At 72.2% G+C, this 26,142-nt stretch carries 24 protein-coding genes; 21 read left to right on the top strand and 3 right to left on the bottom strand.

Annotation, left to right across the window (positions count from 1 at the left end; all coding sequences use genetic code 11):
* Window positions 1-4: 4 nt before the first annotated feature.
* Window positions 5-2,689, bottom strand: a complete 2,685-nt coding sequence (ppdK, locus tag ACIBVL_RS05555) for a pyruvate, phosphate dikinase (RefSeq protein WP_399092268.1) — start codon at window positions 2,687-2,689, stop codon at window positions 5-7.
* 202 nt (window positions 2,690-2,891) lie between these two features.
* On the opposite strand from ppdK, the gene ACIBVL_RS05550 reads away from it, so the two are divergent.
* The 11 genes from ACIBVL_RS05550 to ACIBVL_RS05500 all read left to right on the top strand — a co-directional run bounded on the left by ACIBVL_RS05550 (window position 2,892) and on the right by ACIBVL_RS05500 (window position 13,087).
* A complete protein-coding gene (locus tag ACIBVL_RS05550) occupies window positions 2,892-3,089 on the top strand; it encodes a hypothetical protein (RefSeq protein ID WP_399092265.1) in 198 nt (65 codons plus the stop codon).
* 183 nt (window positions 3,090-3,272) lie between these two features.
* A complete protein-coding gene (locus ACIBVL_RS05545) occupies window positions 3,273-4,175 on the top strand; it encodes a universal stress protein (protein WP_399092262.1) in 903 nt (300 codons plus the stop codon).
* Between the two features lie 82 nt (window positions 4,176-4,257).
* Entirely contained in the window at window positions 4,258-4,605 is a 348-nt protein-coding gene (locus ACIBVL_RS05540; RefSeq protein ID WP_399092259.1) for a universal stress protein, read from the top strand.
* Complete coding sequence (locus ACIBVL_RS05535; RefSeq protein WP_399092256.1) at window positions 4,602-5,609, top strand: Acg family FMN-binding oxidoreductase; 1,008 nt, start codon at window positions 4,602-4,604, stop codon at window positions 5,607-5,609. The genes ACIBVL_RS05540 and ACIBVL_RS05535 overlap by 4 nt, the downstream gene beginning before the upstream one ends.
* A gap of 240 nt (window positions 5,610-5,849) precedes the next feature.
* Window positions 5,850-7,175 (top strand): GAF domain-containing protein, encoded by a 1,326-nt coding sequence (locus ACIBVL_RS05530; RefSeq protein WP_399092253.1) that lies wholly within the window; start codon window positions 5,850-5,852, stop codon window positions 7,173-7,175.
* Window positions 7,176-7,221: 46 nt separating this feature from the next.
* Window positions 7,222-8,742, top strand: a complete 1,521-nt coding sequence (locus tag ACIBVL_RS05525; protein WP_399092250.1) for an aldehyde dehydrogenase family protein — start codon at window positions 7,222-7,224, stop codon at window positions 8,740-8,742.
* Between the two features lie 16 nt (window positions 8,743-8,758).
* Window positions 8,759-9,127, top strand: coding sequence for a DUF779 domain-containing protein (locus tag ACIBVL_RS05520; protein WP_399092247.1), 369 nt, complete (start codon window positions 8,759-8,761; stop codon window positions 9,125-9,127).
* Window positions 9,128-9,137: 10 nt separating this feature from the next.
* Window positions 9,138-10,151, top strand: a complete 1,014-nt coding sequence (locus ACIBVL_RS05515; RefSeq protein WP_399092244.1) for a zinc-dependent alcohol dehydrogenase — start codon at window positions 9,138-9,140, stop codon at window positions 10,149-10,151.
* A 67-nt stretch (window positions 10,152-10,218) separates the two neighbouring features.
* Window positions 10,219-11,334, top strand: coding sequence for an NAD(P) transhydrogenase subunit alpha (locus tag ACIBVL_RS05510; RefSeq protein WP_399092241.1), 1,116 nt, complete (start codon window positions 10,219-10,221; stop codon window positions 11,332-11,334).
* Complete coding sequence (locus ACIBVL_RS05505; RefSeq protein ID WP_399092238.1) at window positions 11,331-11,663, top strand: NAD(P) transhydrogenase subunit alpha; 333 nt, start codon at window positions 11,331-11,333, stop codon at window positions 11,661-11,663. The genes ACIBVL_RS05510 and ACIBVL_RS05505 overlap by 4 nt, the downstream gene beginning before the upstream one ends.
* Window positions 11,664-11,668: 5 nt before the next feature.
* The gene (locus ACIBVL_RS05500; RefSeq protein WP_399092235.1) at window positions 11,669-13,087 is read left to right on the top strand and encodes an NAD(P)(+) transhydrogenase (Re/Si-specific) subunit beta; all 1,419 of its coding nucleotides are present in this window, start codon (window positions 11,669-11,671) and stop codon (window positions 13,085-13,087) included.
* A gap of 55 nt (window positions 13,088-13,142) precedes the next feature.
* Here the strand turns inward: ACIBVL_RS05500 and ACIBVL_RS05495 are convergent, their stop codons facing one another.
* Window positions 13,143-14,012 carry a universal stress protein gene (locus ACIBVL_RS05495; protein ID WP_399092232.1) on the bottom strand — a complete coding sequence of 290 codons (870 nt, stop codon included), beginning with the start codon at window positions 14,010-14,012 and terminating at the stop codon, window positions 13,143-13,145.
* Window positions 14,013-14,219: 207 nt separating this feature from the next.
* Here ACIBVL_RS05495 and ACIBVL_RS05490 point away from each other — a divergent pair, with 207 nt between their 5' ends.
* The 8 genes from ACIBVL_RS05490 (at window position 14,220) to ACIBVL_RS05455 (ending at window position 23,231) form a co-directional block, all read left to right on the top strand.
* The gene (locus ACIBVL_RS05490; RefSeq protein WP_399092229.1) at window positions 14,220-15,041 is read left to right on the top strand and encodes a universal stress protein; all 822 of its coding nucleotides are present in this window, start codon (window positions 14,220-14,222) and stop codon (window positions 15,039-15,041) included.
* A 160-nt stretch (window positions 15,042-15,201) separates the two neighbouring features.
* Complete coding sequence (locus ACIBVL_RS05485) at window positions 15,202-15,807, top strand: hypothetical protein (RefSeq protein WP_399092226.1); 606 nt, start codon at window positions 15,202-15,204, stop codon at window positions 15,805-15,807.
* Window positions 15,808-15,862: 55 nt separating this feature from the next.
* Window positions 15,863-16,150, top strand: coding sequence for a DUF1876 domain-containing protein (locus tag ACIBVL_RS05480; RefSeq protein WP_399092223.1), 288 nt, complete (start codon window positions 15,863-15,865; stop codon window positions 16,148-16,150).
* 82 nt (window positions 16,151-16,232) lie between these two features.
* A complete protein-coding gene (locus ACIBVL_RS05475) occupies window positions 16,233-17,225 on the top strand; it encodes an Acg family FMN-binding oxidoreductase (protein ID WP_399092220.1) in 993 nt (330 codons plus the stop codon).
* Between the two features lie 170 nt (window positions 17,226-17,395).
* Window positions 17,396-19,807, top strand: coding sequence for a glycoside hydrolase family 65 protein (locus ACIBVL_RS05470; protein WP_399092217.1), 2,412 nt, complete (start codon window positions 17,396-17,398; stop codon window positions 19,805-19,807).
* Window positions 19,808-19,891: 84 nt separating this feature from the next.
* A complete protein-coding gene (locus tag ACIBVL_RS05465) occupies window positions 19,892-20,770 on the top strand; it encodes a potassium channel family protein (protein WP_399092214.1) in 879 nt (292 codons plus the stop codon).
* A gap of 125 nt (window positions 20,771-20,895) precedes the next feature.
* Window positions 20,896-21,540 (top strand): TetR/AcrR family transcriptional regulator, encoded by a 645-nt coding sequence (locus ACIBVL_RS05460; RefSeq protein ID WP_399092211.1) that lies wholly within the window; start codon window positions 20,896-20,898, stop codon window positions 21,538-21,540.
* Between the two features lie 17 nt (window positions 21,541-21,557).
* Window positions 21,558-23,231 carry an FAD-binding dehydrogenase gene (locus ACIBVL_RS05455; protein WP_399094752.1) on the top strand — a complete coding sequence of 558 codons (1,674 nt, stop codon included), beginning with the start codon at window positions 21,558-21,560 and terminating at the stop codon, window positions 23,229-23,231.
* 198 nt (window positions 23,232-23,429) lie between these two features.
* Here the strand turns inward: ACIBVL_RS05455 and ACIBVL_RS05450 are convergent, their stop codons facing one another.
* Window positions 23,430-23,777, bottom strand: coding sequence for a DUF488 domain-containing protein (locus ACIBVL_RS05450; protein WP_399092208.1), 348 nt, complete (start codon window positions 23,775-23,777; stop codon window positions 23,430-23,432).
* 134 nt (window positions 23,778-23,911) lie between these two features.
* Between ACIBVL_RS05450 and ACIBVL_RS05445 the strand changes: the two genes are divergently transcribed.
* The gene (locus ACIBVL_RS05445; protein WP_399092205.1) at window positions 23,912-25,327 is read left to right on the top strand and encodes a M1 family metallopeptidase; all 1,416 of its coding nucleotides are present in this window, start codon (window positions 23,912-23,914) and stop codon (window positions 25,325-25,327) included.
* A 59-nt stretch (window positions 25,328-25,386) separates the two neighbouring features.
* Window positions 25,387-26,130, top strand: coding sequence for a L,D-transpeptidase family protein (locus tag ACIBVL_RS05440; RefSeq protein ID WP_399092201.1), 744 nt, complete (start codon window positions 25,387-25,389; stop codon window positions 26,128-26,130).
* The last annotated feature ends 12 nt before the right edge of the window (window positions 26,131-26,142 follow it).

Here is a 26,142-nt window from a genome sequence, read left to right as displayed (position 1 = left end):
CTTCTCACCTGCTGTCACTCGTCCCCGCTTCGGGGAGCGCGGCCCGTCCGGCCTCCAGACGTGCGACCGGGACCCGGAACGGCGAGCAGGAGACGTAGTCCAACCCCGCCGCGTGGAAGAAATGGACGGAATCGGGATCACCGCCGTGCTCGCCGCAGACGCCGATCTTCAGGTCGGGGCGCGTGGCGCGGCCCTCGTCGACGGCGATGCGGACCAGTCGGCCCACTCCGTCGCGGTCGAGGGTCTCGAAGGGGGAGGTGGCGAAGATGCCCTTGTCGAGGTAGGCGGAGAAGAAGGCCGCCTCGACGTCGTCGCGGGAGAAGCCCCAGGTGGTCTGGGTGAGGTCGTTGGTGCCGAAGGAGAAGAACTCCGCCTCCTCGGCGATCCGGCCGGCCGTGAGCGCGGCCCGGGGCAGCTCGATCATGGTGCCGACCGGGCAGTGCACGGGGACGCCTGACTCCTCGGAGACCTCGGCGAGGACGCGCTCCACCTCTTCGCGTTCGATGCGCAGTTCCTCGACGGCACCCACCAGCGGCACCATGATCTCCGCTTTCGGGGAGCCCCCGGCCCTGATGCGTTCCACGACCGCCTCGGCGATCGCCCGCACCTGCATGGCGACCAGTCCCGGCACGACCAGACCCAGCCGCACGCCGCGCAGCCCGAGCATCGGGTTCTCCTCGTGCATGCGGCTGACGGCCTCGAGCAGCTCGATGTCGTGCGGGTCGGGCACGGCGCCCCGGGCCTCGGCGGCGGCGATGCGCACGGCGAGTTCGGTGCGGTCGGGCAGGAACTCGTGCAGGGGCGGGTCGATGAGCCGGATGGTGACCGGCAGGCCGTCCATCGCCGCCAGGATGCCGGTGAAGTCCTCCCGCTGGAGCGGCAGCAACGCGCCCAGCGCCTTCTCGCGCCCGCTCTCGTCGCGGGCCAGGATCATCGCCTCGACCAGCTTGCGACGCTCGCCGAGGAACATGTGCTCGGTGCGGCACAGACCGACGCCCTGCGCCCCGAACCGCCGGGCGCGGGCGGCGTCCTCGGGGGTGTCGGCGTTCGCCCGCACCTCCAGCCGCCGTGCGCCGTCGGCCCGTTCCATGGCGCGGGCCACGGACTCCACCAGGCCGGCCGAGCGCCGGCCCGTCTCGAAGTACCGCATCACGGCGGAGTCGACCAGCGGAGCGGCGCCCGCGTACACGGCGCCCCGGGACCCGTCGACGGAGATGACCGTGCCTTCCTCGACGGTCGTGCCGCCCACGGTGAAGCGACGGGCTTCGGCGTCCACGGTGATCTCCTCGGCACCGCACACGCACACCCTGCCCATGCCACGGGCGACCACGGCCGCGTGGCTGGTCTTGCCGCCGCGGCTGGTCAGCACCGCCTGCGCGGCGATCATGCCGGGCAGGTCGTCGGGGGTGGTCTCCTGACGCACGAGAACGACCTTCTCGCCCGCCGCGGCCCGGCGGACCGCCTCGGCCGAGTCGAACACCGCCGCGCCCACCGCCGCACCCGGTGAGGCCGGGAGGCCGTGCGCGAGCGCCTCACCGACGGCAGAGGTGTCGAACCGGGGGAACATCAGCCGGGCGAGGCCCTCCCCACTGACCCGGGCCAGGCCCTCGTCGGGGCTGATGAGCTCCTCGTCGGCGAGCTCCGCGGCGATGGCGAACGCGGCCTCGGCGGTGCGCTTGCCCACCCGGGTCTGCAGCATCCACAGCCGGCCGCGCTCGATGGTGAACTCGATGTCGCACAGATCCCGGTAGTGGGACTCCAGCACCCGCATGTGGGCGCGCAGTTGCCCGTACGACACCGGATCCAGCTCCTCCAGGGCGGTCAGCGGGACGGTGTTGCGGATGCCCGCGACGACGTCCTCGCCCTGCGCGTTCGCCAGGTAGTCGCCGTACAGTCCGGGCCGGCCCGTGGCGGGGTCGCGGGTGAAGGCGACTCCGCTCCCGGAGTCGGCGCCGAGGTTGCCGAAGACCATGGTCTGCACGTTGACCGCGGTGCCCAGGTCGTCGGCGATGTGCTCACGGCGGCGGTACAGCCGGGCACGCTCGCCGTTCCAGGACTCGAAGACGGCCAGGACCGCCCGCCGCAGCTGTTCGTCCGGCGACTGCGGGAAGTCCTCGCCGGTCTCCCGTCGGACCAGTTCCTTGTACGTCACGACGAGCCCGGCCAGGTCCGCCGCGTCGAGGCCCAGGTCGTTCACCGCGCCCCGGGTCCGCTTGAGGTCGGCGATGGCGTGCTCGAAGAGCGCGCCGTCGACACCCATGACCGTGCTGCCGAACATCTGCACGAGGCGGCGGTAGGAGTCCCAGGCGAAGCGCTCGTTTCCGGAGACCTTCGCCAGACCGAGCACGGAGTCGTCGTTGAGTCCGATGTCGAGGATCGTCTCCATCATCCCGGGCATGGAGAACCGGGCCCCGGAGCGGACGGACAGCAGCAGCGGGTCGTCGGGCTGCCCCAGCCGCCGGCCCGCGGCCTGCTCCAGGGCCGTCAGGTGCCCGGTGATCTCATGGGTCAGGCCGTCCGGCTCGGTCCCGGTGGCGAGGAAGGCCCGGCAGGCCTCGGTGGTCACGGTGAAGCCCGGCGGGACGGGCAGCCCCAGCCGGGTCATCTCGGCCAGGTTCGCGCCCTTGCCGCCGAGCAGGTCGGCCTGGTCACGGCCGCCCTCTGTGAAGTCGTACACGTAACGGACCATGACGCCGGTCTCCTCCGTCGGACTGCGGGCTGGATACGCCTCCAGCGTCCGGCCGCCGGGACCGGAGGGGCAGGTGCTGTCGGTCCCCTCCGCGGGGCCGGTCGGCCCAGCCAGGTCCGTCCCCCTCGGCTCATGCGCCCCGAGCTGCGACGGAGTTGTCTGACAACCAGGAGAACCACCACGACCAGGGAGGGCGAGGACAGTGGGCACGAGTCTCACACCGGAGTTCTGGGAGCGGTTCGCGGTACTGCTCGTGCTGGCGGCAGGGCTGACATGTGTCCTCACCGCGGCCTTCGACGGTCTCGCCGTCCGGCTGCTGCGCCGCCGGGCACACAGCACGCCGCCACCGACGCCGTACCGGCCGGAGCGGGGGGACCACCGGCTGTCGGCGCACTCCTGACGAGCGCGGCGAACATTCTTCGTGGGCCGGGGACGCGATCCCCGGCCCACTTCGCGTGCCGCCGCAGACCTGCCGGGAGAGGGGCCGGACGGCCCCGGGAGGGGACCGGGCAGCCTCTGCCCCCGCCGGATCCGCGGCAGGACGCTGATGGTGGACGAGAGACCGAGCGTGGGAGGTGCCGAGATGCTTCGACCCGTTGTCGCAGGAGTCGACGGATCCGTCGAGAGCCTGGCCGCCGCCGCATGGGCGGCCCGCGAGGCGCAGCGGCGGAACCGACCGCTGCACCTGGTGCACGCCTGGGACTGGCGCCCGCGCGGGCAGGAGCGTGAGATCGCGGGCGCCGCCCAGCGGCATCTGGCCCGGCGCGCGCTGCGGCAGGCGGAGGAACGGGTCCGCGCCGAGTGCCCCGACGTCCGTCTCGGCGACGAGCAGATGGAGGGACCGGCCACGGCCGCCCTGCTGAAGGCGGCTGACCAGGCCGAACTGCTGGTCCTGGGCTCCCGCGGGCTGAGCGGCTTCACCGGATTCCTCGTGGGGTCCGTCGCGCTCGGCGTGGTCGCGAAGGCCACGCGCCCCGTCGTCCTCGTCCGGGCGGACGAGGAGGCCGCGGACGAACACCTGCCGACGGACGAGGCGGAAGCCTCGACGGACACCGGCTACCGGGACGTCGTGCTCGCCATCGACCTCGACGAAGCCTGCGACGAGGTCATCGAGTTCGCCTTCGAAGCGGCCCGGCTCCGGCACGCGCGACTGCGCGCCGTGCACGCCTGGCGCGCGGCCGGCCCGGTCGGTGTCGGAGCCGGAGAGATCGGACTGGTGCAGGAGTCCTGGCAGGGCGAGGAGTGGCTGGGCTTCCTCAAGGCCGTGCTCCAGGTCTGGCAGGACAAGTACCCCGACGTGGAGGTCCTGGCGACCGTGGTCGAGGAAAAGCCCACGACCGCGCTGGTGCGGGCCTCGACCGGAGCGAGCCTTCTCGTCGTCGGGCACCGCCTCGCCGAACGCCCGGTCGGCCCCCGCACCGGGCCCGTCACCCACGCCGCGATCCATCACGTCGGCTGCCCCGTGGCCGTCGTCCCCCACGTGTAGCGGAGCGAGCGAAGGAGGTGACGGTCATGACGAGGCCCGTTGTGGCCGGTCTGGACGGTTCGACGGAGTGCCGCTCACCAGCGTGCTCCCAGGCCTCGAGGAGCGCACGAGGATCAGGCAGGAGGCGGAGCGCGACCTCACGGAACTGCTCGAACCGTGGCGCGCGAAGTACCCCGGCGTGATCGTCCGCGAGAACCTCCACGAGGGCCGGGCGGCCCATGTCCTCGCACGTGTCGCGGACGGGGCCGGACTGCTCGTGGTGGGCCGTCGCCGGCGGCGTGCCGCGGTCGGTTCGCACACCGGCCCGGTGGCCCACGCGCTGCTCCACCACGTGCGCCGGCCGGTCGCACTGGTCCCGCACGACAGACACGGCTCAGGTCCCCACGGCCCGTCCGACCCCGGCCAAGCCGGAGAGAGCTGTTCCCGATGATGTCCGACCTCCGCGCAGCACCCTGCCACGCGTCCGCCTACCTGGCCCGAGCCGCCGTCACCGCTCCGTCCCCGTACAACACGCAGCCCTGGACCTTCGTCGCCGAGGACGAGGACAGAGGCATCGAGGTACACGTGGACGGCGCCCGGAGACTGCCCCTGAACGACCCGTCCGGCAGGGAAATGGTCATCAGCTGCGGGGCCGCCCTGCTCAACATCCGGCTCGCCATGCGGCACCTGGGCTTCAACCCGGTCGTCGAACACTTCCCACGCCCGCCGGACCCGTCGTTCCTCGCCCGGGTGACGTGGGGCGCCTACCAGCCTCCGACACCCGAGGACGAGCGCCTCTTCGGGGCCCTGCGGCGCCGCCACACGGCACACGGCCCCTTCCTGGCGGAGCCGCTGCCCCCGTCGCTGACCGACGACCTGCGCGAACACGCCCGGCGTGCGCGAGCCACGCTGGACTTCCTCACCGACCGGGCGGGCAGACGGCACCTGGCCGAGCTGGTCAGGATCGCCGAGGACGTGCGCAGGTCCCGTCCGGAGTACGCCGCCGAACAGCGGCGGTGGACCTGGTGGCCCGGCGAACCCCGGTGTGACGGGATCCCGGCCGACGCCGACGTGACGCACCCGGACGTCACGGACTTCCCCGGACGCGACTACGCCGGCCTCACCCGGATGTTCCCCACGCCTTCGCAGCGACGTCCCGCGCGCACCGGACCGGTCGCGATCCTCAGTACGGACCGCGACGACCCGGCAGCCTGGCTCCGGGCCGGCGAAGCCCTCCAGCGGATCCTGCTCGAAGCGGCCGACCACGGGGTCATGGCCGCCTTCCACACCCAGCCGCTGGAAGTCCCCTCCCTGAGGGTGCGGATCCGGCAGACACTCAGCGGCGGGGCCTTCCCACAGATGATCTTCCGTCTCGGGTATCCGGCGCTCGTGCAGCCACTGCCCCGGCGCCCGCTCGCCGAGGTGCTCAGGGTGGCCGGCGCCGGCCTTGCGTGAGCGCGTGCCGAGAACGGTGTCCGGCAGCATCGTGAAGTCGGACCGCACGGCGGTGTGTTCCGGCTCCGGCTGACCGATTCGCGCGGATCGCAGGTGAGTCGAAGCTGTCCCTGCCCCGCATGATCTCGTGCCGGGGGCCGACGGTCCCCGGAACTGGGGCCCTTCGGCCTCTGCGGCCCACCCCGGCGCAGGGGCGAGGCTGATGCGACCGGTTCGGCACGTGGGTTCGTGGGAGGTGCCATGGATGCTTCCGGCGCAGCCTCGGTCTCCTCGCTGCGCGCCGCCCATGAGCGATTCGTGACCACCTCCGGCCATGAGCGGGGTGTGCGCGGCTTCGTCGCCGAGTCCTGGCGGCGTTGCGAGGCATGCGCCGTACGTCCCGACGGCAGCCCTCCGCCACCGCTGCGCTGGACGTCCGACGAGCTGAACGTCTATCGCCGAGCACATCCCCTTGCGGCCGTACTGCCCCTGTTCCGTGAACTGCTGGGCTCCGGTGCCGCCGACGACGGACACGTCTTCGCGGTCGGCGACGCCGACGGAGTCCTGCTCTGGGTAGAGGGGGACACCGGGGCCATGGAGCGGGCCGAGCACATGCGCTTCGTCGAGGGCGCCGTCTGGTCGGAGCGGCAGGCCGGCACCAACGCCCCGGGCACCGCACTGGAGTTGGCCCGTCCCGTGCAGATCGTGACGGGTGAGCACTACAGCGCCGCCGTGCACGCCTGGTCCTGCGCCGCCGCACCGGTGCGCGACCCCGCCACCGGGCGGGTGCTGGGCGTGGTCGACCTGTCCGGCGGCGCCACCATCGCCACCCCTCCGGCCCTGGCCGCGGTACGGGCCGCCGCGCTGGCGGCCGAGGCACAGCTCGCCCGTCTGCCGTCGGTGCCCCTCCTCGGGCCGGACGGGCGGGTGCGCCGTGACCGCGTACCGCCTTCGGCCGACGTGCGCCTGTGGGCGCTGGGCCGGGACAGCGCCCTCCTGGAGTACGCGGACCGGGTGTGTCACCTCAGTCCCCGGCACAGCGAGATCGTGCTGGCGCTCGCCCTGGCCGGCCGGGGCGTGACCGGGGACCGGCTCGCCGTGGACCTCTCGGACCACGAGGTGCCCGCCTCGACGCTGCGCGCCGAGATGACGAGGCTGCGCGCCGTGCTGGGACCGGACCTGCTCGGCTCCCGCCCGTACGCGCTGCTGCGCCCCGTGCGGACGGACTTCGGCGACGTGTCCCGGCTGCTGGCCGACGGCCGGATCGGCGAGGCGCTCGCCCGCTACCGAGGCCCCCTGCTCCCGCGCTCCGAGGCACCTGCCGTCGTGGAGCAACGCCGCTCCCTGGAACAACAGGTGCGCGGGGCCGTTCTCGGCGGCGGGGACGCCGGACTGCTGCGCCGCTGGGTCGAGGCGCCATGGGGCGCCGGGGACCTCGGAGCGTGGACGGCGCTGGCCCGAACGCTGCCCGGCGGGTCGCCGCAGCGCGCCGCGGCCGCCGCGCGGGCCCGCGCGCTGGACGCCGAGTCGGCGGTGTTTGCGCAGGTCCCACGGCATGCAGCGGTGTTGCAGCGTTCCCGCTCCTAGCGTCCTGAGTGTCACCACGATCGTCGTCACCGGAAAGGGGACGGTCATGAAGTACGAAATCCCGGGTGCGCCGGGCAGCCCCGTCGACGTCGCACCCCGCTACGAGAACTTCATCGGCGGCAAGTGGCAGGCCCCCACCACGGGCCAGTACACGCCGAACCTGTGCCCCGCCACCGCCAAGCCCATCTGCGAGATCCCGAGGTCGGGGGCCGAGGACATCGAACTCGCCCTCGACGCCGCGCACGCCGCCAAGGACGCGTGGGGCGAGGCCTCCACGGCGCAGCGCGCCGCCGTCCTGAACAGGATGGCCGACGCCATCGACGCCCACCGCGAGGAACTCGCCGTCGCGGAGAGCTGGGAGAACGGCAAGCCGGTCCGCGAGACCCTGGCCGCCGACATCCCGCTCGCCGCCGACCACTTCCGGTACTTCGCGGCCGCGATCCGCGCCGAGGAGAGCCGGATCACCGAGATCGACAAGGAGACCGTCGCCTACCACTTCCACGAGCCGCTGGGCGTGGTCGGGCAGATCATCCCCTTCAACTTCCCGCTGCTGATGGCCGCGTGGAAGCTGGCCCCGGCGCTCGCCGCCGGCAACGCCACGGTGATCAAGCCCGCCTCCCCGACCCCGTGGTCGATCCTGAAGCTGATGGAGGTCGTCGGCGACATCGTGCCGCCGGGCGTCCTCAACGTCGTCAACGGCCCCGGCGCCGAGATCGGCAAGGCCCTCGCCACCAACAAGCGCATCGCCAAGGTCGCCTTCACCGGCGAGACCACCACAGGCCGTCTGATCATGCAGTACGCCTCCCAGAACATCATCCCGGTCACCCTGGAGCTGGGCGGCAAGTCGCCGAACATCTTCTTCAACGACGTGGCCGCCGCCGACGACGACTTCCTGAACAAGGCCGTCGAGGGACTCGTCCTGTACGCGTTCAACAAGGGCGAGGTCTGCACCTGCCCCTCCCGCGCCCTCATCCAGGAGGACATCTACGAGGAGTTCATGGGCCGCTGCCTGGAGCGCATCCGCGCCATCAAGCAGGGCAACCCGCTCGACACCGCGACGATGATCGGCCCCCAGGTGTCGAAGCAGCAGGTCGAGAAGATCGCCTCGTACGTCGAGATCGGTCTCAGGGAAGGCGCCGAGCTGCTCGTCGGCGGCCACCGGCCCACACTCGACGGCCCGTTCGCGGACGGCTACTTCTACGAGCCGACCGTCCTCAAGGGCCACAACAGGATGCGGGTCTTCCAGGAGGAGATCTTCGGTCCCGTCCTCTCGGTCACCACCTTCAAGGACGAGGCGGAGGCCCTCGAGACAGCCAACGACACGCTGTACGGCCTCGGCGCCGGCGTGTGGAGCCGCGACGGCGCCCGCGCCTACCGCATGGGCCGCGCCATCAAGGCGGGCCGGGTCTGGACGAACTGCTACCACCAGTACCCCGCCGGCGCCGCCTTCGGCGGCTACAAGGTCTCCGGCATCGGCCGCGAGACGCACCAGATGATGCTCGAGCACTACAGCCAGACCAAGAACCTCCTGGTCAGCTACGGCACCAAGCCGCTCGGGCTGTTCTAGGAAGGAGCGCGGTGACATGTTCCCGAAGGTCGTGAACGGCACAGCGGGGCGCGTCACCGTCACCCCGGCGGCCCGCAGGGCGATCGAGGCCCTGCGTGCCGCCCAGGGCGCACCGGTGATGTTCGTCCAGTCCGCCGGCTGCTGCGACGGCAGCGATCCCATGTGCTTCCCGGGCGGCGAATTCGCCCTGGGAGAGGGCGACATGCTCGTCGGCGTGGTGCACGGCTGCACCTTCCACATGAACGCCGACCAGTACGAGGCGCTCGGCCGCCCGCTCCTCGTCCTGGACGTCGAACCGGGCACACCGGGCGGCTTCTCCCTCCCCGCCGGGGACGGACTGCGTTTCGTCTCCCGGGTCAAGGCGCCCCGGCGCCGGAGCAGTTGAGAAGCAGGACATGAAGGCAGCAGTGGTCACCGCATTCGGCAAGGCCCTGGAGATCCAGGACCTGCCGGTCCCCGAGCCCGGCCCCGGACAGGTACTCGTCCGCATGGAGGCCTCCGGGCTCTGCCACACCGACATCCACGCGGCCCACGGCGACTGGCCGGTCAAGCCGCGACCTCCGTTCATCCCCGGCCACGAGGGCGTCGGCCCCGTCCGCGCGGTCGGCGCCGGCGTCTCCGGGGACCTGGTCGGCCGGCGGGTCGCCGTCCCGTGGCTCGGCTCGTCCTGCGGCACCTGCCGCTACTGCGTCTCCGGCTGGGAGACGCTGTGCCAGTCGCAGGTCAACTCCGGCTACTCCGTGGACGGTTGCTACGCCGAGTACACCCTCGCGAACGCGGCTGCGGTCGTGCGCGTGCCCGACGCCGTCCCGTCGCTCGACGCGGCACCGCTGACCTGCGCCGGCGTCACCACGTACAAGGCCGTCAAGGTCGCGAACGTGGTCCCGGCCGAACGGGTCGCCGTCTTCGGCATCGGCGGACTCGGCCACCTCGCGGTCCAGTACGCGCGCCTCGTCGGCGGTCTGGTCACCGCCGTCGACCTCGAACCGGACAAGCTGGGCCTGGCCCACCGGCTCGGCGCCGACGCACTCGTCAACGCCCGCACCCACGACCCGGTCGAGGAGATCAGGAAGGCCGGCGGAGCGGACGTGGCGATCGTGCTCGCCGCCTCGCCGCGGGCCTTCGAGCAGGCGTACAAGTCGCTCAACCCCGGCGGACGCCTGGTCATGGTCGCGCTGCCCGCCGACGACGCGGCGATCAGCGTGCCGATCTTCGAGACCGTCATCGGCGGCATCTCCGTCATCGGCTCCATCGTCGGCACCCGCCAGGACCTGACCGAGGTGTTCGCGCTGCACGCGGCCGGACGCACCCAGGTCATCGCCGAGACCCGGCGCCTGGAGGACGTCAACGACTCCTTCGTCGAGGTCCTCGGCGGACGGGCCGAGGCACGGCTCGTCTTCGCCTTCTGAGAGTTCCGAGAGTTCTGAGAGGTCTGTGGCCGGCCACCCACCGGGCCACAGGGAGAGGCAGCACACCATGGCCACCGTCACCGTAGGCGCCGTACGGGAGCGGGCACCCGGCGAACGCCGGGTCGCCCTCGTCCCCGAGGCCGTCACCCTCCTGCGCCGGGCAGGGCTCGACGTCCTGATCGAGACCGGGGCGGGCTCCGGAGCATGGTTCACCGACGCCGACTACACGGCCGCCGGCGCCACCGTCGTACCCCCCGACGACCTGTACGCACGGGCCGACGCCGTCCTGTGCGTGGCGGCGCCCGACCCGGAGACCTCCGGCGCCCTGCGCGCCGGACAGACCCTCATCGGCCTGCTCGAACCCCTGCGCCACCCCGCGCTGATCAAGGACCTGACCACACGCGGAGTACGCACGGTGAACCTCGACCTGCTGCCGCGCACCCTCAGCCGCGCCCAGTCCATGGACGCGCTGACCTCCCAGGCCAACGTCGCCGGCTACAAGGCCGCCCTGCTCGCCGCCGACTCCTACGACCGCTTCCTCCCGATGCTGACCACCGCGGCGGGCACCATGCGCCCGGCGCAGGTCCTGGTCCTCGGCGCCGGAGTGGCCGGACTGCAGGCCATCGCCACGGCCCGCCGCCTCGGCGCCGTCGTCTCGGCGTACGACGTACGCCCCGCGTCCCGAGGGGAGGTGGAGTCCCTGGGTGCCCGGTTCCTCGACGTCCGGCGCCCGCCGGAGGGGGAACCGGGCACCGAACGGGGAGGATACGCACGGGAGTTGACGGAGGCCGAGCAGCAGGCCCAGCGCGAGGCGCTCGACGCGTACATCGCCCGCTCCGACATCGTCATCACGACCGCCCAGGTTCCCGGACGCAAGCCGCCGCTGCTGGTGACGGCGTCCGTCCTGGAGCGGATGCAGCCCGGCTCGGTCGTCGTCGACCTCGCCGCGAGCGAACTCGGCGGCAACGTCGAGAACTCCGAACCCGACAAGACCGCCGTCCTGGACAACGGGGTCACCGTCATCGGCGCCGGACGCCTGCCGTCCGCGATGGCCACCGCCGCGTCCACGGCCTACGCCCGCAACCTCGTCGCCCTGCTGCGTCACCTGGTGTCCGACGGCGAACTCGTCCTCGACCCGGCCGACGAGATCACGGGCGCCCTCCTGGGAGGTGAAACGTCATGAAGGACCTCGACCTCCTCACCGCGATCACCGTGTTCGTGCTGAGCGTGCTGGTCGGCATCGAGGTCATCAGCAAGGTCCCCGCGACCCTGCACACCCCGCTGATGTCCGGCTCCAACTCGGTGCACGGCATCGTCGTCGTCGGCGCCATGCTGATCGCGGCGGAGTCGCACACCTGGCTCGGCTACGCCCTGGCGTTCGTGGCCATGGTCTTCGGCGCGATGAACGTCGTCGGCGGTTACGTCGTCACGGACCGGATGCTGGAGATGTTCAAGACCCGGCCGCCGACGGAGAAGAAGCCGTCCGGCACACAAGAGAAGGCGGAGGTGTGACCGCCATGGACACCGTCTCCAACGCCGTCCACTACGTCTTCCTCGGTGCGGCCGCCTGCTTCGTGCTCGGCCTGCACCTGATGAACCACCCGCGCACGGCCCGCCGGGGCAACACCCTCTCCGCCGTCGCGATGGCCGTCGCGATCGCGGCCACGGTGTGGCTGGTCGCCGACGAGAGCCACATCACCGGCACCGGCTGGCTCGTGCTCGCCTCGGGCGGTCTCCTCGGCGCGGCACTCGGCCTGTGGGCCGCGCGGGAGGTGCGGATGACCGCCATGCCCCAACTGGTCAGCCTCTTCAACGCCGTCGGCGGCGGCGCGGCCGCGCTCATCGCCGTCAACGACCTGCTCCAGGCCGAGGACCCGGCCGCACTCGGCGCCAGGGTCTCCCTGCCGGGCGCGCTGGACATCGTCATCGGCGCGGTCACCTTCTCCGGCTCGCTGATCGCGGCCGGCAAGCTGCAGGGGACCGTCTCCGGGGCGCCCGTCGTCTTCCCCGGGGCGCGGCTGCTGAACGTGCTGCTGCCGGCCTCCTTCGTCGCCGGCACGGTCTGGCTGGTGCTGGCACCGGACTCCCGTACGGCGCTGTACGGCCTGACCGCCGTGGGCCTGCTGTTCGGCGTGACCATGGTGCTGCCCATCGGCGGCGCCGACATGCCGGTCGTCATCGCCCTGCTGAACGCCTTCACCGGATCCGCGGTCGCCATGGCCGGCTTCGTCCTCGACGAGACCGCCCTGATCGTCGCGGGCATGCTCGTCAGTTCCTCGGGCGGCATCCTCACCAAGCTGATGGCCGACGCCATGAACCGCTCCATCGCCAACATCGTCATCGGTGGCTTCGGCACCGGCGACGGCGCACCGGCGGCGGCCGGTCCGGGCGGGGCCCCGGCCCAGGTGCGGTCGGTCTCCGCGGACGACGTGGCGATCCAGCTGGCGTACGCGAGCAAGGTCGTCTTCGTCCCCGGCTACGGACTCGCCGCCGCCCAGGCCCAGCACGAACTCGGCGACCTGGCCAAGCTGCTCACCGACCACGGCATCGACGTCAGTTACGCCGTGCACCCGGTCGCGGGCCGCATGCCGGGCCACATGAACGTGCTCCTGGCGGAGGCGAACGTGCCGTACACGCAGCTGAAGGAGATGGACGAGGCCAACCCGTTGTTCCCGCAGGCGGACGTCGCTCTCGTCATCGGCGCCAACGACGTGACCAACCCGATCGCCCGCCGCCCCGGCAACGCGATCTCCGGGATGCCGATCCTCGACGTCGACAGGGCCAAGAGCGTCGTCGTCATCAAGCGGTCGATGGGGCACGGCTACGCGGGCATCGACAACGAGCTCTACACCGACCCGAAGACCGGGATGTTCTTCACCGACGCGAAGAAGGGACTGAGCGAACTGAAGGCGGCCGTAGGAGAGTTCGTCGGCTGAGTTCCGGCGACGGTGAGCCCCCGCCTCCACGCCGGGGGCTCACCCGCGTCCCCGCTCAGTCGTGCGGGACGACGGCGACGGGACAGCGTCCGTGATGGACGGCTGCCTGGGCGACGGGTCCCAGGTGGGGTGCCACACCGTGCCGGTGCGCGTGTCGGCCGACGACCAGCAGCGCGGCGCCCTCGGCGGCCTGCACGACGGCCTTGGCGGGACTCACGAGACGGACGGTGTCGGCCACGTCCACCTGCGGGTACTTCTCGTGCCAGGGGCGGAGCGCCGAGTCGAGCTCCTTGCGCGCTTCCTTCGTCATCTCTTCGCTGACGTCGTGGTCCACTCCCCAGGGCGTGTGGGCGTGGAGCGGCACGCTGCGGCCGTGGACGGCCAGCAGGGGAACCCCCCTGGCGGCGGCGGTGTGGAACGCGAAATCGAGCACCTCGTCGCTGGATCCCCGTAGCTTCAGCGCCACCACCACGGGGCGGGCCGGCGTGGAGGCCGGTCCCTCCTTCGGGGTCTCGGCGCGCAGCAGTACCACCGGCCGTTCGGCCCGGGCCACGACCGGCATGCTGACGTCGCCCAGGAAGTAGCTCTCGACGGGCTCCAGCCCCCGTGAACCGAGCACGAGCATCTCGGACTCGGAGGCCGCCTGGAGCAGTGCCTTCCGGGCGTCGTCGGCGACCAGGTTCCCGACGACGGCCAGGTTCGGATGGTGTGCCTGCAGCTCGGCCTGCGCGGTGTGGACGAGACGCTTCGCCCAGTAGTTCTGATCGACTTCCGAACGAACCCTGGCGGGTTCCGGCGCGAGCAGGGGCCACGCGTGCAGCAGACGCAGCGTGAGCCTGCGCTTCTCGGCCTCGTCGGCGGCCCAGCGGGCGGCTGCGAGGCTTTCGGGTGAGCCGTCGAGGCCCACGGTGACGACTGGTTGCATGGCGGCGGCCTCCGTCTCGTACGAAGCTGGATACGACGGTGGATGACGGTGAACGAGTCCGATCGCGTGCCGGTCCGGGACGTCGCCGACATGCCGAGCGCGGTGCTTCCCCCTTCGAGGAGTACCCCAATCCCCTCCTCGGCGCATGTGGAGCCGTGGCGGAGGAGAGCGGGCCCGTTGCACCCGCCACGAGAGGAGACAGGTGCGGTGGCGATTCCCCTGGTGGTAGGCGTCGACGGGTCCGAGGCCGGTCTGGAGGCGGTGGACTGGGCCGCCGACGAGGCGCTCCGGCACGGAGTGCCGCTCCACCTCCTGCATGCCGCGGCCGGGGACCACGGGGCGTCCGACGTGATCACCGCCGCCTCGGAGCGTGCCGGGAGACGAGTTCCCACGGTCCCGGTGTCGAGCGAGGTGCTGTACGAGGACGCCGCCTCCGCCCTCGTCGACAAGGGGCGCAACGCCTTCGCGCTGGTGCTCGGCTCCAGGGGACTCGGTGGCCTCGCCGGAATGCTCCTGGGCGGGGTCGGCCTGGCCGTGGCGGGGCGGGCGGACTGCCCGGTCGTGGTGGTGCGTGGTGCGGCCGAGCACCGGGAAGGCCGGTTCGGAAACGTCGTCGTCGGTGTCGACGAGGGAGAGGGAAGCGGCACGGCCCTGCAGTTCGCGTTCCGGGAGGCTCTGGTGCGAAGCTGCCGGCTGACGGTGGTGCACGCCTGTAACACGGCATTGGGGGTTCCCGCCCCACCGCCGGCTCCGTCGTGGTACGCCCTGGAGGCCCATCGGCGCCCGCCCGCCCAGGTGCTCGACGACGCCCTGCGCGGCCTGGGGGAGCGGCATCGCGAAGCCAGGGTGAGCCCCAGGGTGATCGAGGGCCCGGCCCGCCGAGCGCTGCTGGACGCGGCGTCGGAGGCGGACCAGCTGGTCCTCGGCGCCCGTAGACGACTGGGACACCTCGGCCTGCAACTCGGGCTGATCAACCATGCGCTGCTGCATCACGCGCCGTGCCCCGTCGCCGTCGTTCCCCAGATATGACCGACATGACCGCGGTCCACGGAGACGTCCCGAGCCGGCAGCCGGCGGATCCGGGCCGGAAACCGGCCGGACAGGGACCTTCGGCCCTGTGCCCCGGACCCGCTGTCGTCAGACCGTGTGAGCAGGTGGAGCACGCCGGCAAGTCGCTGGAGGCCCGGTCATGAGCGCTCAAGGTTCGCCGTACACATCCGGTCCGCCCCCGCGGCGAGGCGATCACGAGCCCAAGGGCGCGAACTCGCTGCGACGTGCTTCCGACAGGTTCGAATGCTGGTTCCGCCGCGCCCTGATCGTCGCTCTCGTCCTCGGCCTGCCCGCCGTCGCGGTCGGCGTGGGGCTGGCGGCCTACGACGCGTCGATGCGCACCGTGCGGGCCCAGGCGGCGGAGCGGCATCGGATCACCGCCCGCGTGACAGCCGGCGTCGAGAGCGACGACGGCTGGGCGAAGCGAGCGGCGCAGGTCCGCTGGACCGACAGGGACGGCCGCGTACGGACGGGTGCGGTCCTGGTGAAGCCGGGGACGCCCCGAGGAACCACCGTGCGGGTGTGGGTGACCGGGGACGGAACCGTCACCACGGCGCCGGCGAGCACGCTCGACGCGAGGGCCGGCGGCTCGCTGGTGGGTGGATTGGCGGCGTTCGGCGTGGCCGCCGGGTCCTACGCGGCCTGGGCGGGCGTACGCCTGCTCCTCGACCGGAGAAGGTACGCGCAGTGGGACACCGAATGGGACCTGGTGGAACCCCAGTGGTCCGCGCGTTTCCACCGGTGACGCAAGGTGACCGGCCCGGATCGCAGCGGTCCGTGACGACGTGAGGAGGCAAGCGATGCCGCACACGCTGGAGTGGAGGGTTCGTCTTCACCTGTTCGAGGACGACGACGGTACGACGAAGGCACAGCTGGTCCTGGACACCGGCACGACAGAACTCACCGGCCACGGGACCGCGCACTGCCACCCGGCGGACGCGAACGTGCCGGAGATCGGCGACGAGCTCGCCGCGGGCCGGGCCATGAACGACCTCGCCCAGCTGCTGCTGAAGACCGCCGAGCGCGACATCGAGGGCATGGGCGCGGCCCGGCCGCGCAGTCGACAGACGGCCGGCTGGCCCACGTGACCGACGGTGACACGGCGGAGGCGGACTTCCGGCGGCCCACCTCGGCGCAACCCCGGCCCGACGACTCCCGAAGGGGGTTCCGGTGAATCGGACAGCACCATCCGACGAGCGGGTGGCTTCCCTGGTACGCGACGCGGTGGCCGCCCCGTCGATGCACAACGCGCAGCCCTGGCGATTCCGCTATCTCCGGAGCAGCCGGATCTTCGAGGTGTGGGCCGATTTCGAGCGCGCCATGCCGCACTCCGACCCCGACACCCGCGGCCTGCATCTCGGCTGCGGCGCCGCCCTGCTCAACCTGCGGGCCGCCGTCGTCCACGAGGGCTGGCACCCGGAAACCCGGCTCCTGCCCGACCTCACCGACCGCGCACTCCTCGCGAGCGTGCGGTTGGCCGGCCGTACGAACGACGAGAGCGGCCTCGACACGCTGTATCCGGCGATCCACCGGCGGCACAGCAGCCGCTACCCGTTCGAGGAGAGACAGATCCCGGAGGCCGTGCGGGACGCTCTCGTCGCGGCCGCCCGCGCCGAGGGAGCGGCACTGATGTTTCCCACCTCGTGGCATCTCCGGGAAGTGCTGGAACTGGTCCAGGAAGCCGAGGCACGCAACATCGCCGACCCCGGCAGCGACCAGGACCTGGCCCGGTGGACACGTGTCGACGCCCCTGCGGTGAGTACCGCCGACGACGGGGTTCCGCACTACGCCTTCGGACCGCGCAAGCGCGGGGGAAGGGCACCCGTGCGTGACTTCGCGGGCGCTCGGCAGGTGGCGGGACGGGACACGGCGGACTTCGAACAGACCCCGCAGCTGGCCCTCATCAGCACGGACCACGACCGTCCGCAGGACTGGCTCCGCGCCGGCCAGGCCATGCAGCGCGTGCTGCTCCTGGCCACCCACGAGGGTCTCTCCAGTTCCTTCGTCACCCAACCCGTCGAATGGACCGACCTTCGCTGGCCGTTGCGCGACCCGACCAGCGGGACGGGCTGCACACAGGTTCTGCTGCGCCTCGGCTACGGCCCCAAGGGCCCCGGCGTACCCCGCCGCCCCGTGTCGGAGGTACTCGACATCGAACCCTGACCCGACCGGCCACGACCCGGGGGCGCCGCTCGCACACGCGCCACCGGACGGCGTGTCGCGGCGCCGCGCGGGCAGTGCGACGGTAGGCACAGGGTCCTCGTCCCCCATCGGGTCCGAGGTTCGCCGAGTGGGCCGGGCTCCCACCGATCCGAACGGAGGAGAGGCGACGGATGGCGGAATGGACGTGGGAGTGGGAGGGCTACGACCCCGCCGCCGAACGGCTGCGCGAGTCGCTCTGCACGCTCGGCAACGGCTATGTCGCCACGCGGGGCGCGATGCCCGAGTGCCGGGCCGGCCTGGTGCACTATCCGGGGACCTACGCGGCCGGGTGCTACAACCGCGCGACGTCCACCGTGGCCGGCCGTCAGGTGGTGAACGAGGACCTGGTCAACCTCCCGAACTGGCTGCTCCTGCGGTTCCGCCTGCGCCGCGCCGGGGGAACCTGGGGCCCGTGGTTCTCCCCGGACCGGCACACCCTCCTGGACCACCGGCACACCCTGGATCTGCGCCGCGCGACCCTCACCCGCACCTTCCGCCTCCGGGACAAGGAGGCCGGCGTGGTCGCCGTCGAGCAGACCCGCCTGGTCCACATGGGCGATCCGCACCTGGCGGCACTGCGGACGGTGTTCACCTGCGAGGACCGGGCGGGCGAGGTCGAGATCGAGTCGAGCCTCGACGGCGAGGTGACCAACGGCAACGTGCACCGCTATCGCGCGCTCGACCACCACCACCTCACCCGGGTGCGGACCGGGGCGAGGGATCCCCGCACCGTCTGGCTGACCTGCCGGACCAGCACCTCCGACATCGGTGTGGCCATGGCAGCCCGGACGATCGTCGCCGACCGCTCGGTGGCCTCGTCGGAGCTGCGCCCCGCCCGCCACCGCGCCGTCCACCGCCTGGTGGTCCCCCTCGCCCCCGGCCGGCCGGTCGCCGTGGAGAAGACCGTGGCACTGCACACCTCACGCGACCCGGCGATCAGCGACCCGCTCGGGGCGGTGCTCGACCGGGTGTCGGCGGCGGCGGACTTCCCGGGCCTGCTGGACTCCCACGGCGCGGCCTGGGAGCGGTTGTGGCGGCGCGCGGAGATCGAGGTGCCCGGCCGGGCTGGGCGCGTGCTGCGCCTGCACCTCTTCCATCTCCTGCAGACGCTGTCCCCGCACACCGCCGACCTGGACGTGGGCGTCCCGGCCCGGGGCCTGCACGGCGAGGCGTACCGGGGCCATGTCTTCTGGGACGAGCTGTTCGTGCTGCCGTACCTCAACCTGCACTTCCCGGAGGTCTCCCGGGCGCTGCTGAACTACCGGTACCGGCGCCTCCCGCAGGCCTGCCGGGCCGCCGCCGCGAACGGCCGGGCCGGGGCGATGTACCCGTGGCAGAGCGGCAGCGACGGCCGCGAGGAGACCCAGGAGTGGCATCTCAACCCCCGGTCGGGACGCTGGCTGCCGGACCACTCCCGGCTCCAGTACCACGTGGGCTCGGCGATCGCCTACGACGTCTGGCAGTACTGCGAGGCCACCGGGGACACCGAGTTCCTGCACACCAAGGGCGCCGAGATGCTGCTGCAGATCGCCCGCTTCTGGGCGGACCTCGCGGACTTCGACCCGGAGACGAAGCGCTACCACTTGCGCGCGGTCGTCGGCCCCGACGAGTACCACGACGCCTACCCGGGGGCAGCCCTGCCGGGGCTGGAGGACAACGCGTACACCAACGTCACCGCCGCCTGGGTGCTCGGCCGTGCCCTGGACCTTGTGCGGCGCCTGCCCGCCTGGCGCCGCGAGGAACTGCGCGATCGCGTCCGGCTGGACGGCGACGAGCTCCTGAAGTGGGAGGAGGTCTCCCGACGGTTGTGGGTGCCGTTCCACCGCGGTGTCGTCAGCCAGTTCGAGGGCTACGACGATCTGGCCGAGCTGGACTGGGACGCCTACCGGAGGCACTACGACGACATCCGGCGGCTCGACCGGATCCTGGAGGCCGAGGGTGACACGGTCAACCGTTACAAGGCGTCCAAGCAGGCAGACGTCCTCATGCTCGGCCATCTCTTCTCCCCGGCCGAGCTGCGGGGGCTGTTCGAACGTCTCGGCCACGACCTGGACGACGAGGTCTGGCGCAGGACCGTCGACTACTACCTCCGACGCACCAGCCACGGTTCCACGCTCAGCGGTCTCGTCCACGGCCTGGTCCTGGCCAGGGCCAGACGGGCCGATGCCTGGAACTACGTGCGGGAGGCCCTGGAGGCGGACATCGCCGACATCCAGGGTGGCACGACCGGCGAGGGCATCCATCTCGGGGCGATGGCCGGGACCCTCGACCTGGTCCAGCGCGGCCTGACGGGACTCCAGACCCGCGAGGACGCCCTGTGGCTGGACCCGGTGCCTCTTCCGGCGCTCTCCGAGTACGGGTTCTCGCTGCGCTATCGCGGCCACTGGGGGGTGCGCATACGGCGCCTGAGCGGGCGGCTGCGGATCGGCGTGCCCGGCTCGGAGGAGTCAGCCCTTCGGGTGGTGCTGGCCGACCGGGCCGTGACCGTCGCGCCGGGGGAGACCTGCACGCTCGTTCTGCGGGCGGAAGATGCGGGCGGCTGACCGCGGCCTGCCCGCCGCACCCTCACCCGCCCCGGGCCCGGGCGCGGGTCTCCGTCCGTCGGACAGGGCCGTGGGGAGACACGGATGAAGTGGTTGGTCTCGCTGGTCGGCGCGGGGCTCGTCATGATCACCCTGCGGGACCTGTTCCACACCCTCTGGCACCCCACACGCCACGGCGGGCTGAGCCGCCTCGTGATGACGGCGCTCTGGCGGCTCGCCCGGCGGTTCCGTGCGCCCGGGCGCGTGGTCGGGCTCGTCGGGCCGCTCGCCATGGTCACGGTGGTGGGCATGTGGGCCGCCACCGTCGTCCTGGGCTGGGCGATCGTCTACTGGCCCCACATGCCCGGGGCGTTCACCTTCTCCGCCGGTTCCAAGGCGGCACAGGAGCCGGCGCTGCTCGACTCCGTGTACCTGTCGCTCGTCACGGTGGCCACCCTCGGGCTCGGTGACATCGCCCCCGACGACGGCTGGCTCCGCCTGGTCTCGCCGCTCGAAGCCCTCGTCGGCTTCGCCCTCCTGACGGCCACCGTCTCCTGGGTGCTGGAGGTCTATCCGGCGCTGACCCGCAGGAGGGTCCTGGCCATCCGGCTGGCCCTGTTGCGCGACGCGGAACCGACGGGGCGACAGATCGACTGCACCGCCGGAGCGCTGCTGCTGGAGAGCCTCGCCACCGAGGTCGCACGGGTCCGCATCGACTTCACCCAGTACGCCGAGGCGTACTACTTCCACGACGGGGAGGACCACGCCTCGTTCGCGGCCATGGTCGGTTACGCCGTCGTGCTGGCCCAGCGCGGGCAGGCGGCGGGACGGCCGGAGGTGCGACTGGCCGGTGCGCTGCTGGCCGGCGCGTTGAAGGACCTCGCCGCCATCCTCGACCAGCGCTTCCTCCATACGGGCGGTCCGCCGACGGACGTGTTCGCCGCGTACGCCGCCGACCACGGCCGCGACAGCGTGCGGCCCTGACCCGGCGACGGCCATGGCCGCCGACCGGGGCGCGTCTCAGGTGACCGATTCGGACTGAGGGTGTCCGAGCCCTTTCGATACACCGATGTATTGGATACATTCGCGTATCGAACGGAGGTTTGGTCATGGCGACGGAGCAGAACGGGCGTGCGGCCGTGCGGGTCACCAGGCGCCGGGTGCGGACGCGGGCCAACCTGCTCGACGCCGCCTTCGCCGTGTTCGCCGCCAAAGGTTTCGGGCGGGTCTCCATCGAGGAGGTCTGCGAGGCCGCCGGCTACAGCCGGGGCGCCTTCTACTCCAACTTCGGCACCCTGGACGAGCTGTTCTTCGCGCTCTACCGGGAGCGCGCCGAACTGATCGCCCAGCAGGTCGCCGACGCCCTCGCCGGCGACGGCCCGGACCTCGACGTGCCGGCCTCCGTGGACCGCGTCACCGAGGTGCTGCTCCTCGACCTGGACTGGCTGCTGGTGAAGACGGACTTCCTGGTGCACGCGGCCCGCGATCCGGCCGTGGCGCAGACCCTCCTCGAACACCGGGCCAGGCTGCGCCGCGCGATCGCCGACCGGCTCGCCCCGGCCCGCGGCCACACGGCCCTGCCCGCCGTCCTCGGCGACGCCGACGCCGCCGCCCATGCGGTCGTCGCCGCGTACGACGGGGTCACCACCCAACTGCTGCTGGACAAGGACGTGGACGGCGCCCGCGCCTGGCTCAAGCAACTCCTCACCGCGCTGCTGACCGACGGCAGCACCCCTCCCGAATGTTCCGAATGAGAAAGGCAACGGTCGCCATGGACGCGGACGTCATCGTCGTCGGAGCGGGCCTCGCGGGCCTCGTCGCGGCGCACGAACTCACCAGCAGGGGCAGACGGGTCGCCCTGGTCGACCAGGAGAACGCCGCCAACCTCGGCGGACAGGCGTTCTGGTCCTTCGGCGGGCTGTTCCTCGTCGACTCCCCGGAGCAGCGCCGCCTCGGTGTCAAGGACTCCCTCGACCTCGCCTGGAGCGACTGGCAGGGCAGCGCGCGGTTCGACCGCACCGAGGACGAGGACTCCTGGGCGGTGCGCTGGGCGCGGGCCTATGTGGAGTGGGCGGCGGGGGAGAAGCGCACCTGGCTCACCGGCCACGGCATCAGCCTGCTGCCCACCGTCGGCTGGGCCGAGCGCGGCGACCTGCGTGCCGACGGGCACGGCAACTCCGTCCCCCGTTTCCACGTCGCCTGGGGCACCGGCACCGGCGTCGTCGAGCCGTTCGTCCGGTACGCCAAGCAGGCGGCGAAGGACGGGCTGCTGACCTTCCACCACCGCCACCGCGTCGACGAGCTGGTCCTCGAGGACGGCGCCGCCCGCGGAGTGCGCGGCACGGTCCTGGCCGCCGACGACTCCGCGCGCGGAGTCGCCTCCAACCGCGACCCGATCGGCGACTTCGAGCTGACCGCCCAGGCGGTGGTCGTCACCAGCGGCGGCATCGGCGCCAACCACGAGATCGTCCGCCGCTACTGGCCCGAACGCCTCGGCACCCCGCCCGCCGAGATGGTCACCGGCGTCCCCGCCTACGTCGACGGCCGCATGCTCGACATCAGCGCCGAGGCCGGCGTCCGGCTGGTCAACCGCGACCGTATGTGGCACTACACCGAGGGCGTCCAGAACTGGGACTCCATCTGGCCCGGCCACGGCATCCGCATCCTGCCCGGCCCGTCCTCGATGTGGTTCGACGCCCTGGGCCGCCGGCTGCCCGACCCGTGCCTGCCGGGCTACGACACCCTCAACACGCTCAAGTACCTTCGTACCACGGAGGACATCGCCGGATACGACCACTCCTGGTTCGTCCTCAGCCAGAAGATCGTCGAGAAGGAGTTCGCCCTCTCCGGCTCCGAGCAGAACCCCGACATCACCGCCAAGGACCGCCGGGCCGTCCTGCGTGACCGGCTCCTCGGCAAGGGCGCCCCCGCCCCCGTGCAGGCGTTCCTCGACCACGGCGCCGACTTCGTCATGGCCGACACCCTCGACCGGCTCGTCGAGAAGATGAACGCCCTGACCGACAAGCCGTTGCTCGACGCGGACGTGCTGCGCCGCCAGATCCGGGCCCGCGACCTGCAGATCGACAACCCGTACAGCAAGGACGCCCAGGTGCAGGGCATCCGCAACGCCCGCCGCTACATCGGCGACCGCCTCGGCCGGGTCGCGACGCCGCACCGCATCCTCGACCCCCAGGCCGGCCCGCTGATCGCCGTCAAGCTGCACGTCCTCACCCGCAAGACCCTCGGCGGCATCCAGACCGACCTGGACTCGCGCGCCCTCGGCCTCGACGGGCGGCCCGTCGAGGGTCTGTACGCGGCGGGCGAGGTGGCCGGCTTCGGCGGCGGCGGCGTCCACGGCTACAACGCCCTGGAAGGCACCTTCCTCGGCGGCTGCCTCTTCTCGGGCCGGGCGGCGGGCCGCGCGGCAGCCGAGCAGACCGCCTGAACGGCCGGCGGCACTAGGGGGTGTTTCGAAAGTCCCGCACAGCACCCACGGCGCCCGGCACGCTCCCCCAGAGGGGGCGCCCCCCACTCGCCGCACCGGCCGAAAGCCCAAGTACGTTCAGTACGAGGGCTTCCGTCCGGCACACCGAGAGCACGCACCGGACACCGCGGGCACCGCACAGGACTTTCGGAACACCCCCTAGCCGAGCAGCCGCAGCAGGACCGCCGCGTGGCTCTCCTCCCAAGTCTTCGCGGCCGTCAACAGGGTGACCGGTCCCTCTTCGGCCAACGCCCTCACGTGGTCCAGGAGTTCGGCCGCCTCCCCGGCGGCCAGCTCCGCCTCGTACCGGCGGGCGAACTCCTCGTACGACCCCTCGCCCGCGTGGTACCAGCGGCGCAACTCGGTCGACGGGGTCATGGCCTTGGGCCACTCGTCGACGCGGGCCGCCTCCTTGGCCAGGCCCCGCGGCCACAGCCGGTCGACGAGGACACGCACGCCGTCCTCGGCCTCGGGCGGTTCATAGACACGGCGCACGCGGACACTCATGCCGCCGAGCCTAGATCCTGTCGGGAGCCGCCTCGCGACGCCGCGCGGCTTGACCCGTCGAAGGGGGAATACGGGCAGCTCGTTGCCTACTCTGAGGATCGTCTGATCATCTGCCACCCCCCCAAGGAGCGCACGTGACCCACCCCCGCAGACGCCCCGCCCCGCTGAGCCGCGAAGCCGTCGTCGCCACCGTCCCGATCGCCGTGGCGGCCCTGCTCACGGCGGCCGGACCCGCCACCGCGGCCGGTACGGCGGGCGCCTCCGGCGTCGGCGACCCGTACTTCCCGCTCGCCGGAAACGGGGGATACCACGTCTCCCACTACGGTCTGACGCTCGGTTACGACCCGAGCAGCCGTCACCTCACCGGCAAGGCCGTCCTCACCGCCCGCGCCACCCAGCGGCTGACCCGCTTCGACCTCGACCTCAAGGGCCTGGAGATCACCGGTCTGACGGTCGATCACGTCAAGGCCGGGTACAGGCGCGACGGGCAGGAACTCGTCGTCACCCCAGCCCGGCCCCTGCGCAAGGGCCGGCCCTTCCACGTCACCGTCACCTACAGCGGCAAGCCCGGCCCGGTCACCGACCCCGACGGCTCCCTCGACGGCTGGATCCCCACCGACGACGGGGCCTTCGTCGCCGGTGAACCGCAGGGCGCCATGACCTGGTTCCCGGCCAACAGCCACCCCCTCGACAAGTCCTCCTACGACATCACCATCACCGTCCCCGAGGGCCGCACCGCCGTCTCCAACGGCGTTCTGCTCGGGCAGCGCACACAGAACGGGAAGACCACCTTCCGGTGGCGGCAGAAGGAACCCATGGCCGCCTACCTCGCGACCGCGACCGTAGGGAAGTTCAAGGTCAAGCAGTACACGACCCGTGACGGCATCAAGGTCTACGACGCCGTCGACGCCCGCGAGGCCGCCACCGCCGCGCCCGTGCTGAAGAAGCTGCCGTCCGTGCTGGAGTGGGAGAGCAAGCTGTTCGGGCCCTACCCGTACCGCGCCGCCGGCTCCGTCGTCGACCACGCGCCGAACGTCGGCTACGCCCTGGAGACCCAGACCCGCCCGGTGTACGACAGCGCCCCCGACCTGAGCACCCTCGTGCACGAGAGCGCCCACCAGTGGTTCGGCGACTCCGTCTCCCTCACCTCCTGGAAGGACATCTGGCTCAACGAGGGCTTCGCCACCTACGCCGAGTGGCTCTACGCCGAGCAACACGGCGGCGACAGCGCCCAGAAGACCTTCGACGCCCTGTACGCCCGTCCCGCCACCGACGGCCTGTGGAAGTTCCCGCCCGGCAACCCCGGCGGCGGCGCCAACATCTTCGGCACCCCCGTCTACGCGCGCGGCGCCATGGCCCTGCACGCCCTGCGCACCGCCGTCGGCGACCGCGTCTTCCTGCGCGTCCTGCGCGCCTGGGCCGTTCAGCACCGCTACGGCCACGGCACGACGGCCCAGTTCGAGCGGCTGGCGGAGCGCAAGTCGGGGAAGGACCTCGGTCAGTTGTTCAAGACGTGGCTGTACGCTCAGGGCAAGCCCACCCACCCGTAGCGGCCGAACGGGCCCCGGAATCTGACGAGTTCCACACACCTGTCGGCCAAGGTCGATTCATGATCACGCACCGACACCGTGCCGCGCTGCTCGCCGCCTCCCTCCTGCTCACGGGATGCGCCGGCGGCGCGGCGGCCACCTCCGGCCCCCAGGCCCCGGTGACGACCTCCGCCGCACCGAGCACCGCCGTGCCCTCGGTCTCCCCCGAGGGCACGCCGCAGCTCATACCGGGTCTGGGGCCGAGGACCCGGTCCCAGGTGCCGGAGAAGGCGCGGCAGGTGGTCGTGGTCACCGGCCGCGGCAAGGACTCCCCGCTCTCCACGGTCGTCCTCTACCGGCGCACCGAGGCCGGCTGGCAGACCAAAGAGCGCTGGTCCGCGCACAACGCGCTGCACGGCTGGAGCGACCACCACATGGGCGGCGACCTGCGCTCACCCATCGGCGTCTTCGGCCTCACCGACGCCGGCGGCCTCCTCGCCGACCCCGGCACGAAACTGCCGTACGACCAGGGCGGCGGCTTCCGCTCGCCGGGAACCGGATTCGAGGGCGAGCCGCTGGCAGGGTCCTTCGACTACGTTGTCGCCATCAACTACAACCGCGAGCCCGGCACTTCACCGCTGGACTGGACCCGACCGCTCGGCACGCAACGCGGGGGCGGGATCTGGTTCCACGTCGATCACGGCGGTCCGACCCACGGGTGCGTGAGTATCGCCAAGGACGACATGAGGGAACTCCTGCGCACGCTCGACCCCGCCCTGCACCCGGTCGTCGTCATGGGCGATCATGCCTCTCTGGCCCGCTGAGGAAGGGTGGTT

This window comes from Streptomyces sp. NPDC049687 (assembly GCF_044465285.1).
Taxonomy (GTDB): Bacteria; Actinomycetota; Actinomycetes; order Streptomycetales; family Streptomycetaceae; genus Streptomyces.
Note: the sequence above shows the minus strand (reverse complement) of the source record. Positions and strands in the feature narration are given on the sequence as shown.

Coding starts and splice junctions, on each gene's coding strand:
- ppdK (WP_399092268.1), bottom strand. CDS start 2,689: ATGGTCCGTTACGTGTACGACTTCACAGAGGGCGGCCGTGACCAGGCC.
- ACIBVL_RS05545 (WP_399092262.1), top strand. CDS start 3,273: ATGCTTCGACCCGTTGTCGCAGGAGTCGACGGATCCGTCGAGAGCCTG.
- ACIBVL_RS05535 (WP_399092256.1), top strand. CDS start 4,602: ATGATGTCCGACCTCCGCGCAGCACCCTGCCACGCGTCCGCCTACCTG.
- ACIBVL_RS05530 (WP_399092253.1), top strand. CDS start 5,850: ATGGATGCTTCCGGCGCAGCCTCGGTCTCCTCGCTGCGCGCCGCCCAT.
- ACIBVL_RS05525 (WP_399092250.1), top strand. CDS start 7,222: ATGAAGTACGAAATCCCGGGTGCGCCGGGCAGCCCCGTCGACGTCGCA.
- ACIBVL_RS05520 (WP_399092247.1), top strand. CDS start 8,759: ATGTTCCCGAAGGTCGTGAACGGCACAGCGGGGCGCGTCACCGTCACC.
- ACIBVL_RS05515 (WP_399092244.1), top strand. CDS start 9,138: ATGAAGGCAGCAGTGGTCACCGCATTCGGCAAGGCCCTGGAGATCCAG.
- ACIBVL_RS05510 (WP_399092241.1), top strand. CDS start 10,219: ATGGCCACCGTCACCGTAGGCGCCGTACGGGAGCGGGCACCCGGCGAA.
- ACIBVL_RS05505 (WP_399092238.1), top strand. CDS start 11,331: ATGAAGGACCTCGACCTCCTCACCGCGATCACCGTGTTCGTGCTGAGC.
- ACIBVL_RS05500 (WP_399092235.1), top strand. CDS start 11,669: ATGGACACCGTCTCCAACGCCGTCCACTACGTCTTCCTCGGTGCGGCC.
- ACIBVL_RS05495 (WP_399092232.1), bottom strand. CDS start 14,012: ATGCAACCAGTCGTCACCGTGGGCCTCGACGGCTCACCCGAAAGCCTC.
- ACIBVL_RS05485 (WP_399092226.1), top strand. CDS start 15,202: ATGAGCGCTCAAGGTTCGCCGTACACATCCGGTCCGCCCCCGCGGCGA.
- ACIBVL_RS05480 (WP_399092223.1), top strand. CDS start 15,863: ATGCCGCACACGCTGGAGTGGAGGGTTCGTCTTCACCTGTTCGAGGAC.
- ACIBVL_RS05470 (WP_399092217.1), top strand. CDS start 17,396: ATGGCGGAATGGACGTGGGAGTGGGAGGGCTACGACCCCGCCGCCGAA.
- ACIBVL_RS05465 (WP_399092214.1), top strand. CDS start 19,892: ATGAAGTGGTTGGTCTCGCTGGTCGGCGCGGGGCTCGTCATGATCACC.
- ACIBVL_RS05460 (WP_399092211.1), top strand. CDS start 20,896: ATGGCGACGGAGCAGAACGGGCGTGCGGCCGTGCGGGTCACCAGGCGC.
- ACIBVL_RS05455 (WP_399094752.1), top strand. CDS start 21,558: ATGGACGCGGACGTCATCGTCGTCGGAGCGGGCCTCGCGGGCCTCGTC.
- ACIBVL_RS05450 (WP_399092208.1), bottom strand. CDS start 23,777: ATGAGTGTCCGCGTGCGCCGTGTCTATGAACCGCCCGAGGCCGAGGAC.
- ACIBVL_RS05440 (WP_399092201.1), top strand. CDS start 25,387: ATGATCACGCACCGACACCGTGCCGCGCTGCTCGCCGCCTCCCTCCTG.